The organism is Arthrobacter sp. UCD-GKA, from assembly GCF_001863355.1.
Classification (GTDB): domain Bacteria; phylum Actinomycetota; class Actinomycetes; order Actinomycetales; family Micrococcaceae; genus Paeniglutamicibacter.
The window spans coordinates 76,003-89,288 of the sequence record NZ_MOLR01000012.1 but is presented as its reverse complement, the minus strand read 5'-3'; the positions used below and the strand labels follow the sequence as shown (position 1 = coordinate 89,288).

13 protein-coding genes are annotated in these 13,286 nt (G+C 68.1%); 7 read left to right on the top strand and 6 right to left on the bottom strand.

Annotated features, from left to right (window positions below; genetic code table 11):
• Positions 1-134 precede the first annotated feature (134 nt).
• From BLJ79_RS18565 to BLJ79_RS18550, 4 genes are all read left to right on the top strand, one after another.
• Entirely contained in the window at positions 135-1,883 is a 1,749-nt protein-coding gene (locus BLJ79_RS18565; RefSeq protein ID WP_071216264.1) for an HNH endonuclease signature motif containing protein, read from the top strand.
• A gap of 105 nt (positions 1,884-1,988) precedes the next feature.
• The gene (gene yczE, locus BLJ79_RS18560; protein WP_071216263.1) at positions 1,989-2,672 is read left to right on the top strand and encodes a membrane protein YczE; all 684 of its coding nucleotides are present in this window, start codon (positions 1,989-1,991) and stop codon (positions 2,670-2,672) included.
• Between the two features lie 88 nt (positions 2,673-2,760).
• On the top strand, positions 2,761-3,375 hold the full coding sequence (locus tag BLJ79_RS18555) for a hypothetical protein (protein WP_071216262.1): 615 nt from the start codon (positions 2,761-2,763) through the stop codon (positions 3,373-3,375).
• Between the two features lie 121 nt (positions 3,376-3,496).
• A complete protein-coding gene (locus tag BLJ79_RS18550) occupies positions 3,497-3,913 on the top strand; it encodes a DUF1761 domain-containing protein (protein WP_071216261.1) in 417 nt (138 codons plus the stop codon).
• Positions 3,914-3,937: 24 nt separating this feature from the next.
• Here BLJ79_RS18550 and BLJ79_RS18545 read toward each other — a convergent pair whose 3' ends face one another.
• The 3 genes from BLJ79_RS18545 to serS all read right to left on the bottom strand — a co-directional run bounded on the left by BLJ79_RS18545 (position 3,938) and on the right by serS (position 7,100).
• Entirely contained in the window at positions 3,938-4,369 is a 432-nt protein-coding gene (locus tag BLJ79_RS18545) for a hypothetical protein (protein ID WP_071216260.1), read from the bottom strand.
• A 403-nt stretch (positions 4,370-4,772) separates the two neighbouring features.
• Entirely contained in the window at positions 4,773-5,627 is an 855-nt protein-coding gene (locus BLJ79_RS18540) for an HAD family hydrolase (protein WP_071216259.1), read from the bottom strand.
• A gap of 186 nt (positions 5,628-5,813) precedes the next feature.
• Positions 5,814-7,100 carry a serine--tRNA ligase gene (serS, locus tag BLJ79_RS18535; RefSeq protein ID WP_071216258.1) on the bottom strand — a complete coding sequence of 429 codons (1,287 nt, stop codon included), beginning with the start codon at positions 7,098-7,100 and terminating at the stop codon, positions 5,814-5,816.
• Between the two features lie 38 nt (positions 7,101-7,138).
• On the opposite strand from serS, the gene BLJ79_RS18530 reads away from it, so the two are divergent.
• On the top strand, positions 7,139-8,182 hold the full coding sequence (locus BLJ79_RS18530) for a diacylglycerol/lipid kinase family protein (RefSeq protein ID WP_071216257.1): 1,044 nt from the start codon (positions 7,139-7,141) through the stop codon (positions 8,180-8,182).
• A 49-nt stretch (positions 8,183-8,231) separates the two neighbouring features.
• Here BLJ79_RS18530 and pheA read toward each other — a convergent pair whose 3' ends face one another.
• Entirely contained in the window at positions 8,232-9,161 is a 930-nt protein-coding gene (gene pheA / locus BLJ79_RS18525) for a prephenate dehydratase (protein WP_071216256.1), read from the bottom strand.
• A complete protein-coding gene (locus BLJ79_RS18520; RefSeq protein ID WP_071216255.1) occupies positions 9,158-9,484 on the bottom strand; it encodes a rhodanese-like domain-containing protein in 327 nt (108 codons plus the stop codon). The genes pheA and BLJ79_RS18520 overlap by 4 nt, the downstream gene beginning before the upstream one ends.
• Before the next feature lie 248 nt (positions 9,485-9,732).
• Here BLJ79_RS18520 and BLJ79_RS18515 point away from each other — a divergent pair, with 248 nt between their 5' ends.
• Positions 9,733-11,115 carry an amidase gene (locus BLJ79_RS18515; protein ID WP_071216287.1) on the top strand — a complete coding sequence of 461 codons (1,383 nt, stop codon included), beginning with the start codon at positions 9,733-9,735 and terminating at the stop codon, positions 11,113-11,115.
• Positions 11,116-11,167: 52 nt separating this feature from the next.
• Complete coding sequence (locus tag BLJ79_RS18510) at positions 11,168-12,625, top strand: peptide MFS transporter (protein ID WP_083411463.1); 1,458 nt, start codon at positions 11,168-11,170, stop codon at positions 12,623-12,625.
• A gap of 99 nt (positions 12,626-12,724) precedes the next feature.
• Here BLJ79_RS18510 and BLJ79_RS18505 read toward each other — a convergent pair whose 3' ends face one another.
• Positions 12,725-13,249, bottom strand: coding sequence for a DUF4190 domain-containing protein (locus tag BLJ79_RS18505; protein ID WP_071216254.1), 525 nt, complete (start codon positions 13,247-13,249; stop codon positions 12,725-12,727).
• Positions 13,250-13,286 lie beyond the last annotated feature (37 nt).

The following is a 13,286-nucleotide window of genomic DNA, read 5'->3' as shown; positions in this document are numbered from 1 at the left end:
GTCCGAAAGTTGCGCCACCGGCGCGATGTTCGGATCCAACCTTTTTGCTTTCCCGCACATGCTGTCCGGACCTGCCTCCACAGGTCCCCGGCACCCTTCCGCGCCCCGCCGTCCCCGCGGCGCACACTGGTGCCATGGAAACACGCCAGCTTATCGACGCCCTCACCACCACCGGTGGCGAGCCGGGACACCCAGTGTCGCCGGTCGACAAGCTGCGCCTGCTGGCAGCCCTGGAGTTGCGGGCCGCGGCCCTCGCCGCCGAACTGGCCGCCGAGACCACCTCCCCCGCCCAGGCAGCGCTGCTCGCCCACACCGTCGAACGCGCCCACCAGCGAGGCGAAATCACCCAGCTTCGCGCCGCCCGCGCCGCCCAACGCACCCTGGTCCAGGACCTGGGGCCCGAGTCCCTGGACGAAGTACGCGCCATCGCCGCCGACCCGTCCGCGTTCATCGCCGGGAACCGGGAACTGCCCGCGGACCCGGCCACCGCCCCGACCGGCATCATGCCGTTCCAGGACACCGCCGGATTCCTGGAACACGACCTGCGCATCCCCCGCACACTGGCCCTGCACCGCCTGCACGCCGCCAACTGCCTGCTGCCGGGCACCGATGTCCACGGCAACCCCACCGGACCGCGCTACCCCAGGCTCGCCGAGACGCTGGAGACCGGGGCCTCACGCCTGGGACCGGTCGCCTCCGCGGCCCGCCGACTCGACACGCTTTCCCACGCCATCGCCCGCCAGCTCTCCCCCGGGGACCTCGCCGCCCGGATCGAGGAGAAGGTCGCCGGTTCCGTGGCCGCCGGCATCCCGAAGGACACCAGCCGGCTGCTGGCGGGCATCGGCGATGAACTCGACGACTCCCCCGACGCCGGGCAGCCCCCGTCGCCGGCGGAAATCCGCGAACGGACCGGCATCACCGTCACCAAACGCACCCGGCACTACACCTACATGTCCGCCTGCATGCGCAACGCCGACGCCGAGGTCTTCCTCTCCCACTTCGCCGCCGCCGACAATCCCCGGACCCTGGCCGGCAACCGCCAGGGGCTCACCGCCTCGGCCACCGGCATGTCCCCCACCGCCGGGAACGGCACCGGGAACCCCGACACCACCGCCGCAGCCACCGGAAACGGCGCGGGAAACCCCGGAACCACCACGGATGGCACCGGCCAGGCACCCGGGCCCGAACCGGGCACCGCCATGGCTCCCCCGGGCGGCCCGGATTGGTTCACCCGCCCCGGAAACGCCGAAACATTCCCGGACCCGGACCCCGGCTCCCCTCCGGGACTCGGACCGGACGGACTCACCACGGCCCAGCGACACCTCCAGCTGCTGCTCAACCTCATGCGGGCACCGCAGGGCGCCTTGCCCCGGGGCACCACCGGGCTGCCCACCGCCCAGCTGGTCATCCACTGCCGCCTCGAAACCCTCCTGGGCCTTGCCAAGGGCAACGGCTGGAGCGCCAACGGACTGGAAATCCCCATTGGCGAGATCCGCCGGCGACTGGCCACCGACGGCGCCATCCCGATCGTGCTGGGCGGGCAAAGCGAGGTCCTCGACGTCGGGCGGGAAATGCGGCTGGCCAACGACACCATCCGGCGCGCCGTGCTGGCCCGCGACGGCGGCTGCTTCTACCCCGGCTGCAGCGTCCCGCCCGAACACCTGGAGATGTGCCACATCGATGGCTGGGCGGCCGGCGGAGGCACCAGCGTCGCCGGGCTGACCCCCGGATGCACCTGCCACCACCACATGGCCGACAACGGCCTGCTGCAACTGCTGATCCACAACGGGCTCCCCCACGTCCTTTTGCCCAGGCACTTGGACCCCGAGCAGATCCCACGCCGCAACTCCTACTGGCCGCAAAACCAAACCACCCTCTTCTAGGAAAACGCGGCCCCGAAAGGCCGCCCAAGACCCTCGATTCGGTGCCGCAGGCCACATCATGACGGGAAATTTTCCCACTCGCAGGTTGTGCGACATGCTGGATGCATGACCAAGCCAGCCCAACGTGAACTTGCCCAGTTGACCCCGCTCGCGCAGTTGAGGGCCGGACGGCTTCCGCTGCGCCTCATCCAGCTCTTTGTGGGTCTCACGTTGTTTGGCGTGGCGATGGCCGGATTCGTCCGTTCGGGTCTCGGGCTGGCCCCGTGGGACGTGCTCCACTACGGCGTCACCCTGCACACCGGGCTCAGCCTGGGCACCGTGGTGATCATCTTCGGGTTCATCGTGCTGCTGCTCTGGATCCCGTTGCGGCAGATGCCCGGCCTGGGCACCATCGCCAACGTCATCTGGCTTGGCATCGCTGCCGACATCGGGTTGGCGTTCATTCCCGAGGCCCATGGCCTGCCCGCACAACTGGCCATGTTCATCGGCGCACTGCTGGTGAACGGACTCGGGGGCGGGCTGTACATCGGCAGCCAACTTGGCCCGGGCCCGCGCGACGGATTGATGACGGGACTGCATGCGCGCACCGGAATCAGCCTGCGCGTGGCGCGCACCGGCGTCGAGGTCATCGTGCTGGCCATTGGCTGGCTGCTGGGCGGCATCGTCGGATTCGGAACCGTCCTGTACGCCGTGGCCATTGGACCGGTCACCCAGCTTTTCCTGCGCTTCTGCATCATCGAGCTCCGCACGCAGGCTCCCGCAGCGGAAGTCCCCACAACCGCCCCGTAGCACCGCAACCGCCGGCGGCCACCTCGCGGCCGCATGGAAACCCGCGTTCATCCAGACGAACGCCGGGTTTCGCTGCATAATTGTGAATGTGTATGTCGTAACCCTGAAACAACGCGATCGACGCGCCGACGGCGACCTCGGCGATGAAATGCTGCGCACCCTCTCGCACGTCCCGACGCTTGCGCCGTTCCAGCGCTCCGGCCCCGCCGTGCTGGTCGGGGTCCCCGAGCGTGCCGAGGACGCGGTTGACGCGGTGCTGAGGGCGCTGCGCAGCCACCACTGGGTGGTCGGCCTCGGCGTGGGCAGCCTGTACGAACCGGTGCCCCGCGAGGCGCAATACCTCCAGGGCACCGCGCTGGGTTATGCGCACACGGCCGTGGAGCGTTCCGAGCACACCGGGGAACGGATACCACTGAGTGTCGTCGGCCCCGAGGCGGCCATCGCCGGCGAGGCCGAGGCGGTGCTGCGCCTGCTCGGGCAGATTGTCAGCACCCGCAGCGCCGCCGAGTGGGCCGTGCTCGACCTGCTCACCCCGGGGGTGCGCGGCCAGCAAAAGCATGTCGCCGCCGAGCTGGGCATCAGCGCCCAGGCCGTTTCCAAGGCAGTGGTCCGCTCGGCATGGGTCGAGGAGTGGGCGGCGCGGCCCGCGGCCGCCCGGTTGCTGCACTGGAGCGAAACCCCCGACGCCCCGGCCGGGACCTAGCCCGCCGGGAATCCCCGGTTCCCTAGTCAACCAGTGGTTCTGGCCGTAGTATCGGCGATACTGATGACCCGCACGCCGGGACCGGTGACACGGCCCCGCACGATGGCACGAGGAGCAAACGATGGTTCCGGAAATTAATTGGATCGCCGTAATTGTGGCCACGATTTCGACCATGGTGGTCGGCAGCATCTGGTACACCCCGAAGGTTTTCGGCAACTATTGGATGCGGGTGGCCAAGGTGACTCCCGGCAGCGGCAAGAGCGCCGTCGTCCCGATCCTGGTGACCCTCGTCGTCAGCTTCATCAGCGCCTGGGTCCTGGCCGGGGCGACGTACCTGTCCTTTGACTTCTATGGCGGGTCCTACCTCACCAACGCGCTGCTGACAGCACTAATCCTCTGGGGCGGGTTCACCGCCGCGCGCTTCATCACCCACGACGCCTTCGAGGGCCGGCCCGTGGGGCTGACCGCGTTGAACTGCCTCCACGAGCTGGTGACATTCCTGGTGATGGGCGTGGTCATCGGCCTCTTCGCCATCTGAGATCGGCAGAGCCGGAAGGCAACGCTACTTCGTCGCGGACGGGGACGGCAGCGGGTCCTGCTCGAACTCGAGCCACCCGATCGTGTACTTCCCGCCGCGCTCGAACACGTCGAAGCGTTCCCCTTCCGGGTGGCTGGGCGTGCTCAGGGTCAGTTCGGACCACTGCCCCATGGTCGAATCCGGCACGGGCTTCACCGTGAAATCGGCCGCGACCCCCAGGTCCTTCAGCTGCGCCGCCAGTCGATCGAATTGCTCCCCCACGGTGTCGGTCCCGCCCGTGGTGGTCACCCGGCAGACCTCGACCTGGTCCCCGGCCAGCGTGGAGGCCACCAGATGGTCCATGGCGTCCTCGATGCTCGGCTCCCCGGTGTTGCAGATGACGTCCGGGGAGGTGCACCCGGCCAGCAGCGCCGCGGCACCGAGCAGGGACAGGGCAAGGGTTCCGGCGCGTTTCATGGGTTTAAGCATAGCCAGTCGAATCGCCCGGGGCGGTCGGCGCCGTTGTGTGCCGCGCGACGGGCGGGCATCCCGGGCGCACGAGACGTGCGACGGGCCGCCGAACGCAAGGCCCGGAACCCGCTCGGCAAAAACACCGATTGGATAAAATATCGGCGGCTTCTTTCCCCAAAGAATTCCGCCTGCACCAAGGGGCCCTGGCGATTTCCGGTCGGCACCCGGGCTTTTCCTTCCCGAGGCCGGTGCGTCTCCTGCACTGCCGCCATGGACAGGGCACTTGGGAGGTGTTCCGCCGGAGCCGGGGAACTGCGGGGCCGTTAACGCGGCGGATCGCCGCTCGCAGGCGGGGAGGATTCCCCGGCGCGGGCGACGATCCGTCGGTGCGGCTGTTGGCCGGGCGTGCTCAGGCGCGGACGGCCTCGCCCAGGATCTCCTGCAGCACCGTTGCCAGCCCGTCGTCGTCCACACCCGCGGCAATCTCGTCGGCCACGGCCTTGACCTCGTCCGGGGCCTGGCCCATGGCCACGCCGCGGCCTGCCCAGGCGAGCATCTCGATGTCGTTGCGGCCATCGCCCACGGCAATGGTTGCCCCGATGTCGAACCCGTGCTTCTCGCGCAGCACCTCAAGGCCGCTGGCCTTGGTGACGCCCTCGGCGGCGATGTCCAGCCAGGCGGTCCAGCCCACGGAGTAGGTGACACCGGACAGGCCCATGGCGCCGACTGCCTCGCCGAATTCCTCGGCGGTCGAGTCGGTGGAGAAGACCACCAGGCGCACCGCGGTGGCCGCGAGCATCGCATCGAGCGGCACCGGGGTGGCGACAACGCCGAAGCTGGCATCCTGGAAGCGTTCGGTGGAAAGGAATTGCCCCTGGTCGTCTTCCAGTGCGTACTTGGCGGTGGGCATCGCCTTGACCAGCGCGCGCAGGGCGGGGGCCGGGTCGAAGGTCTTGCGTTCGACGACCTCGTAGCCGTCCTCCAGGGACAAGTCGATGCGGGCGGTCACCCCGCCGTTGCAGCACACCGCGTAGCCGCTTTCGATGCCGAGCATCTGGATGACCGGCAGGGTCGCCCCGAGCGAACGGCCGGTGGAAATAACGACCTCGTGGCCCGCCGCGACGATGGCGCGCGCCGCGTCCTTGACCGCTTGGCTCATTTCCCCGTCGTGGTTGACCAGGGTGCCGTCGACGTCAAGGCAGATCATGTAGGTTTCGGTTGCTTCTGACCGGTCTTCGATGCCGGTTCTTGTCATAACTGTCATTCATCCAGTGAAGCATCAAATTCCGGTTCCCGACATGAGCCAAACCACAATGTGTCCTGAACGATGGGTGAACCTCCCCCGAACCCGCGGTGCCGCCGGGGCGGGAATGCGCACCAAACGCCGAAGGGGGATGCGGCATCGTCCGCATCCCCCTTCGGGTTCTTCCGGCGCACGTGGCGCGGTGTCCTACAGGACGGGAAGCACTTCCATGCCACCCAGGTACGGGCGCAGCGCCACCGGCACGTTCACGGTGCCGTCGGCGTTCTGGTGGTGCTCCAGGATCGCGACAATCCAGCGCGTGGTCGCCAGGGTGCCGTTGAGCGTTGCCACCGAGCGGGTCTTGCCCGGCTTGCCGTCGGCGCCGGTTTCGCGTTCGCGGATGTTCAGGCGGCGGGCCTGGAAGGTGGTGCAGTTGGAGGTGGAGGTCAGCTCGCGGTACGCGTCCTGGGTCGGGACCCAGGCCTCGCAGTCGAACTTGCGTGCCGCGCTCATGCCCAGGTCCCCGGCCGCGGTGTCGATGACGCGGTAAGGCAGCTCGACCTTGGCGAGCATTTCCTCTTCCAGGGCCAGGAGCTTGGCGTGTTCGGCCTCGGATTCCTCCGGGGAGCAGTAGACGAACATCTCGAGCTTGTTGAACTGGTGCACGCGGATGATGCCGCGGGTGTCCTTGCCCGCGGAACCGGCCTCTCGGCGGTAGCAGGAGGACCAGCCGGCGTAGCGGGTCGGTCCGGCCGACAGGTCAAGGATCTCGTTGGCGTGGTAACCGGCCAGGGCCACCTCGGAGGTGCCCACCAGGTACAGGTCGTCGCGCTCGAGCTTGTAGATCTCGTCGTCGTGCTCGACGTCGAAGCCGGTGCCCTGCATGGTCTCGGGGCGGACCAGGGTCGGGGTGATCATCGGGATGAAGTCTTTTTGCAGGGCCAGGTCCAGGGCCATGTTCATGAGCGCGATTTCCAGCCGGGCGCCGACGCCCTTGAGGAAGTAGAAGCGCGAGCCCGAAACCTTGGCGCCGCGTTCCATGTCGATCGCGCCGAGCAATTCGCCGAGCTCGAGGTGGTCGCGCGGTTCGAAGCCCTCGGCGGCGAAATCGCGCGGGGTGCCCACGTGCTTGACGACGGTGAAGTCGTCCTCGCCGCCGGATGGCACGCCATCCAGGATCAGGTTGGGGATGGAGCGCTGCAGCGCGCTGTAGGCCGCGGCTGCCTCGTCGGAGGCCGCCTGGGCGGCCTTCACGTTCTGCGAGAGCTCCTTGACCTCGGTGAGCAGGGCCTGCTTTTCCTCGCCCTTGGCCGCTCCGACCCTCTTGCTGAAGGCATTCTGTTGGGCACGCAGCGCCTCAAAGGATGCAATCGACTCGCGGCGCGCCGAATCGGCGGCCAAAATCGCATCAATCAGGGACTCATCCGCCCCGCGGGCGCGCTGCGAAGCGCGGAAGGTATCTGGATTTTCACTGAGTAGTTTTACGTCGATCACGCCCTAAGCCTAGCAATGCCCGTTAGTCTGGGGAGACTATGCAACGCAATCGACTCTTTGCCCTGATCAGCGCCGGTGCCGCGGGCACGGCCGCAACGATTAGCTGGCTCTCCGTGCGCCGGCTTGTCGACCGCAACCGGCCGGCCTCCCTGGCGCCCGTGGTCGGCGTCGCCACCTCGGCGCTCAAGGTCGCACTGGTGGTGAATCCTTCCAAGTCAGGCACCGATGAAGCAATCTCCGCGGTTCAGCACGTGTGTGCCGAGGCGGGCTTGGTGGAGCCTTTGGTGCTGGAGTCCACGGTGGAGGATCCGGGCCAGGGGGCCGCACGCCAGGCGCTGGAGGCCGGATGCGATGTGGTCATCGCCGCGGGCGGGGACGGAACGGTCCGCGCCGTGGCGGAGGTCCTGCGCGGCACCGAGGCAACCCTCGGGCTGATTCCGCTGGGCACCGGGAACCTGCTGGCCCGCAACGTCGAGGTGCCCCTCGAGGACATCGGCACCGCCGCCTTCGGGGCCGTCCGCGGCCCGGTGCGCACCATCGACACCGGCTCGGTCACCCTGAACCACGTTGACGGGAGCAGCAGCGAACACGCGTTCCTGGTGATCGCCGGGATCGGCACGGATGCCGACGTCATGGACGACACCAACGAGGAGCTCAAGGCCAAGGTCGGCTGGCTGGCGTACTCGGAGGCCGGTTTCCGGCACCTGCCGGGCAAGCGCAAGAAGATCTCGATCGCGCTGGACGGCGGAAACGAGCAGACGCGTAGCGTGCGCTCGGTGCTCTTCGCCAACTGCGGGAAGCTGCAGGGCCTGGATCTGGTTCCGGAGGCCAAGATCGACGACGGCGTGCTGGACGTGGTGGTGCTCAGCCCGCGCAGCGCCGCCGGCTGGGGCTGGATCTTCCTCAAGACGGCCTTCAGGGCACGCGGGGCCATCCCGGTGATGGGCTTCTACCCCAGTGCCTCTTTGACATTGAGGTGCCACGAACCCATGAACACGCAGATCGACGGCGACGGCACGGGGCTCGTAAACGGATTGAGCGTTTCGGTGAAGCCCGCGTCGCTGAAGATCCGGCTGGCCTGACACCGCCGGAGATCCGGTCTCGCGGCGGTGCCCGGCCCTGTTGCTGCCGCTAGTTTGCCAGGCGGGACTTGAGCCCGGAAACCCACTGCTGCGCCTTGGAGAACGCGTCGTCGGAGTTGTGCGCATCCACGGAGGAGGACAGGCCCTGGGCCGCCGGGTAGGACCCCAGGAAGCGCAGGTCGGGGCAGACCCGGTGCAGGCCGGTCAGTGCGTCAGCCACGCGTTGCTGGGCCAGGTGCCCGTCGACGTCCACGGAGAAGAAGTACTTTCCCATTCCCTCGCCGGTGGGACGCGACTCGATGCGGCTGAGGTTCACCCCGCGCACCACGAACTGTTCCAGGATGTCCATCAGGGCGCCCGGTCGGTCCTCTGCCAGCGGCAGGATGACGGTGCTCTTGTCCACGCCGGTCGGTGCCGGGATCGGGCCCGGGCGGGTCACCAGCACAAAACGGGTGACGGCGCCGGCGTTGTCCTCGATGCCGGTGCGCAGGATCTTCAGCCCGCGTTCCTCGGCGACCAGCGGCGAGCAGATCGCCGCGTCGTGGGTGGTCTCGTCGTCCAGCAACCCCAGGGCGCCGGCAGCGGTCGAGGATGCCGGGACGAATTCCGCTTGCGGAATGTTTGATTCGGCCCAATTGCGGCATTGCGCCCAAGCGTGCCCGTGGGTGGACACGGTGCGGATCTGCTCGATGGAATCGATGTTCTGGCGCACGGCCAGCACGAAGGTGATGGTCACCAGGGCCTCGCGCATGATTTGCAGGGCCTCGCCGGTGGCGATGGCATCGAGCGTGGTGGTGACCCCGCCCTCGACCGAATTCTCGATCGGGACCATGGCCGCGTCGGCCTCCCCGGTGCGGACCATCTCCAGGGCGGCATTCACGTTCGCTGCCGGGATGCGCTTGGAATCCCTCGCGTCGGGAACCTGCAGCAGGGCGGCCTCGGTGAAGGTCCCCGCGGGACCCAAATAGGTATAGATCATCGGACGTTGGGCTCCTGGCCGTTTTCGCTCTTGAGTGCCAGCCCGGCTTCCAGCCAGGCCCCGGACCCGCCCGCGATGTTGAACGCGGTGTAGCCCATCGAGACCAGCCACGCGGCGGCCTGCGCCGAGCGTCCGCCGGTGCGGCAAATGATGTAGGTGTCTTCGTCCGGGTCGAGTTCCTCGTAGCGGACCGGAAGCTCGCCCAGCGGAATGTGGATGGCCCCGGCGGCGTGCCCCTCGGACCATTCGTACTCTTCGCGAACATCCAGGATCAGTGCGCCGGCAGGCACCTGGTCTACTGAAACCGTTTCAAAATCACTCATGGCTCTCCCTTGGCTCGCCCGATTCCCTGTTGGCATCCAGCCTAGCGCCCGGGGGTGTTCGGCCACCGCCTCGGTGAAGCGGATGTTGCGCCCCTCGAGCGGGACGTTTCACCGGGGCAAACGGGCGCAACGGGACCGCAACACCCAACCCGTACTAGTCTCAAGTCAGGCCCAAGCCCGCTTCCTCCCACAGGCAATGCCCAATGGCGGGCGCCACCGGTGGCCACATGCTTGCAAAGGAGTCCATGATGACCGAGATATCCGAGCTGACAGCGCTGGAACTTCGCGATGCGCTGCGACACGGGGAAGTGGGGGCCCGCGAGGCCGCCGCGCACTTCCTGGAACGCATCGAGGCGCTCAACCCCACCCTGGGATCCTTCGTCACCGTCACCGCCGAGCAGGCCATGGACGCCGCAGCGCATGCGGACGAGGCCCTTGCCGCTGGGCACGCCCCGGGCATGCTCCACGGCATGCCGCTGGCCTACAAGGACCTGCTCGATGTGGCCGGGGTGCCCACCGGCTACGGGACCGCGGCATTTGAACCGGCCCCTGCGCAGAAGGATTCCCCGCTGGTGGCGACGTTGTCGCGGGCCGGCGCAATCTCGCTGGGCAAGACCCAGGTGCCGGAGTTCGGGCTGAGCTGCCACTCGGAAAACGACGTGGCACCGCCCGCCCGCAACCCGCTGGACCCGACCCGCTCCGCCGGGGGTTCAAGCGGCGGGGAGGCCGCGGCCGTGGCCGCCGGCATGCTGCCCTTCGGCCCCGGCAACGACGGCGGCGGCTCGGTGCGCATCCCGGCCTCGGCCTGCGGGCTGATCGGACTCAAGCCCGGACTCGGAACCATCCCCAGCGACATCCTCGACGGCACAGTCGACACCTTCGGGGCACCGCGGCTCACGGTTTCCGGGCCGCTGGCGCGCACCGCGCTGGACGCGGCCCTGCTCATGGACGCGATGGTCGACCCCCAACGGGACACCTACCTGGAGTCGCTGGGCGAGGGAGCCGTGGATGCGCTGCGCGGGCTGCGCGTCGGGGTCAGCACCGCCAGCCCCTTCTCCTCGGCGTATGCAATCAAGCTCTCATCCGACGCCCATGGGGCGCTGGATGCGGGAATCAAGTCCCTGCGCGCCCGCGGCCACCACCTCGAGGAGGCGGAAATCTTCTACGACGGCGCCTACCCCGAAACCTTTGCCACGGTGTGGACCAGCGGGCTGGCTGCAGCGCCGATCCCGCCGGGCAGCGAGGCGAAGCTGGGGACCCTGGCCCGGTCCTTCCGCGAACGCGCCACCGCGCGCGAGCACCGGACCAGCGTGGAGGCCGCCGCCCGGCTGACGGAAATCGCCGCGGACTTCCGCACCCAGTGGGGCCGCTACGACGTGGTGCTCACCCCGGCGATGGCGTTCGCTCCCCCGGAAATCGGTTTCTACACCTCGCAGGATGCCGACACCGACTACATGCGCCAATGCCAGTACACGCCCTACACCTCGATGGTGAATGTCTCCGGGCTTCCGGCCATCACCGTTCCGACGTTCACCACCGCCGAAGGATTGTCGATGGGCGTGCAAATGATCGGCAGGGCGGGCTCCGAGGCCATGCTGCTGGCACTGGCAGCCCAGCTGACCAGAATGTGAGATTGGTCTACAAAGTAGGCATGGCGCACGTCACGGGCGAAAAATTGAATGCATGTCTATATCCACCCCGCTGAAGGACCGATCCTCGACCGGATTCTTCGGCCACCCCAAAACGCTCTCGAACCTGTTCAGCATCGAGATGTGGGAACGCTTCTCCTTCTACGGGATGCAAGCGATCCTGGCGTACTACATGTACTTCTCCGTCGTCGACGGCGGGCTCGGCCTGTCCAAGGACCTGGCGCTCTCGCTGGTCGGTGCCTACGGCGGCGCCGTCTACCTGAGCACCATCCTCGGCGCCTGGCTCGCGGACCGCCTGCTCGGCTCCGAAAAGGTCCTGCTGTCCTCGGCGTTCATCATCATGGCCGGCCACATCGCCCTGGCCGCGCTGCCCGGCGCCCTGGGACTGGCCATCGGCCTGGTCCTGGTTGCAGTGGGCTCCGGCGGGCTCAAGGCCAACGCCACGGCCCTGGTCGGTTCCCTGTACTCCAGGGAAGACACCCGCCGCGATGCCGGGTTCTCGATCTTCTACATGGGCGTGAACATCGGCGGCCTGCTCGGCCCGCTGCTCACCGGCTTCCTGCACCAGCGCTGGGGCTTCCACATCGGCTTCGCCGCCGCCGCCGTCGGCATGGCCGTTGGCGTGGGGATCTACATGATGGGCCGCAAGGACCTTCCGGCGGCCGTCCACGTGGTGGCCAACCCGCTGCCAGCCGGCGCACGCAAGAAGTACGCGCTGTACCTGGTGGCCTTCATCGTCGTGGTCGTGGCGCTCTTCGCACTGAAGATCGTCACCCCGGCAACGCTGGCCAACGCCATCGCGCTGGCCGTCATCGCGGCCTCCATCATCTACTTCACCCTGATGCTGCGCTCCAAGCGCGTCACCACCGTGGAGCGCAAGCACGTGCTGGCCTTCATCCCGCTGTACATCGCCTCGGCCGCGTTCTGGGCACTGTTCCAGCAGCAGTTCACGTTCATCGCCGTGTACTCGGAGGAACGCCTGGACCGCACCATCTTCGGCTGGGAAATGCCCGCTTCCTGGGTCCAGTCGATCAACCCGGTGTTCATCATCGTGCTCGCCGGCGTCTTCGCCACCCTGTGGACCAAGCTCGGCACCCGCCAGCCGGGCACCGTGGCGAAGTTCTCCGCCTCGCTGATGATCGTCGGCATCGCGTTCCTGGTCTTCATCCCGCTGGAATCGCTGGAGAAGACCCCGCTGCTGGCCCTGGTCGGGATCCTGCTGCTGTGCACCCTGGCCGAGCTGCTGCTGAGCCCCATCGGCCAGTCGGTGACGACCAAGCTGGCCCCGGCCGCCTTCGGCACGCAGATGATCGCGCTGTTCTTCCTCTCGGTGTCCCTGGGCACCACGCTGGCCGGAATCCTGGCCGGCTTCTACACCGAGGGCAACGAGATCACCTACTTCCTGGCCCTGGGCGGCACCGCGATCGTGCTGGGCATTGCCCTGCTGCTGTCCGCACCGGCACTGAAGAAGCTGATGGGCGAGGTCCGCTAGGACCTTCGCGCGCACTTCCCGCATAAAAAACAGCGGCCGCACCCGGCATCCAAGCCCGGGTGCGGCCGCTGTTTTCACGTGGCCTCGAAGGGGTTTGCGCTACCAGGAACCCATCGAGGCGGAAAACACGGTGATGAGGAAGAGCGTCCCCAGCAGGATGAACCCCAGCATCAGGTAGCCGGTCACCAGCCCGGCAATGGCGATCCCGCGCATGTGGGGTTCCCGCTTCAACGCCAGGTGGCCGCAGATGACCGCCGCAATCTGGGGAAGAATCAGCATCCCGCCGGTGAGCACCGCGATGATTCCGGTCACCAGCGACACGATCGCCAACGCGCCCGCCGGCTGCTGGACCGGCATCGGGTATCCGGGTTGGGGGTAGCCCTGTGGCGGGTGCTGCTGCGGGTGGCCGGGCTGGGCGCCCGCCCGTTGGCCGGCGTCCTGCCCGGCGAATCCGTACCCGCGGCCGTTCGGGGCCCCGGCAACCGGCGGCGCGTCCAACGGCATGTCCAGGTACGGGTTGCGCGGCGGTGCCGCATGCGGGTTCTGCGACCAGCGCGGGTCGTTCGGATCGTTAAACGACGGCTCCGCCGCGGGCTCGTGCCCGCCGTCTTCGTCCTTGGCCATGGGTTCCTTCCCCCTCCAGCTACCCGCCCGCACTGAA

Bases quoted from the DNA above. Each gene is read 5' to 3' on its own strand.
- BLJ79_RS18505 (WP_071216254.1), bottom strand. From the start codon at position 13,249: ATGGCCAAGGACGAAGACGGCGGGCACGAGCCCGCGGCGGAGCCGTCG.
- BLJ79_RS18550 (WP_071216261.1), top strand. From the start codon at position 3,497: ATGGTTCCGGAAATTAATTGGATCGCCGTAATTGTGGCCACGATTTCG.
- pheA (WP_071216256.1), bottom strand. From the start codon at position 9,161: ATGATCTATACCTATTTGGGTCCCGCGGGGACCTTCACCGAGGCCGCC.
- BLJ79_RS18545 (WP_071216260.1), bottom strand. From the start codon at position 4,369: ATGAAACGCGCCGGAACCCTTGCCCTGTCCCTGCTCGGTGCCGCGGCG.
- BLJ79_RS18520 (WP_071216255.1), bottom strand. From the start codon at position 9,484: ATGAGTGATTTTGAAACGGTTTCAGTAGACCAGGTGCCTGCCGGCGCA.
- BLJ79_RS18515 (WP_071216287.1), top strand. From the start codon at position 9,733: ATGACCGAGATATCCGAGCTGACAGCGCTGGAACTTCGCGATGCGCTG.
- BLJ79_RS18540 (WP_071216259.1), bottom strand. From the start codon at position 5,627: ATGACAGTTATGACAAGAACCGGCATCGAAGACCGGTCAGAAGCAACC.
- BLJ79_RS18530 (WP_071216257.1), top strand. From the start codon at position 7,139: ATGCAACGCAATCGACTCTTTGCCCTGATCAGCGCCGGTGCCGCGGGC.
- BLJ79_RS18565 (WP_071216264.1), top strand. From the start codon at position 135: ATGGAAACACGCCAGCTTATCGACGCCCTCACCACCACCGGTGGCGAG.
- BLJ79_RS18510 (WP_083411463.1), top strand. From the start codon at position 11,168: ATGTCTATATCCACCCCGCTGAAGGACCGATCCTCGACCGGATTCTTC.
- yczE (WP_071216263.1), top strand. From the start codon at position 1,989: ATGACCAAGCCAGCCCAACGTGAACTTGCCCAGTTGACCCCGCTCGCG.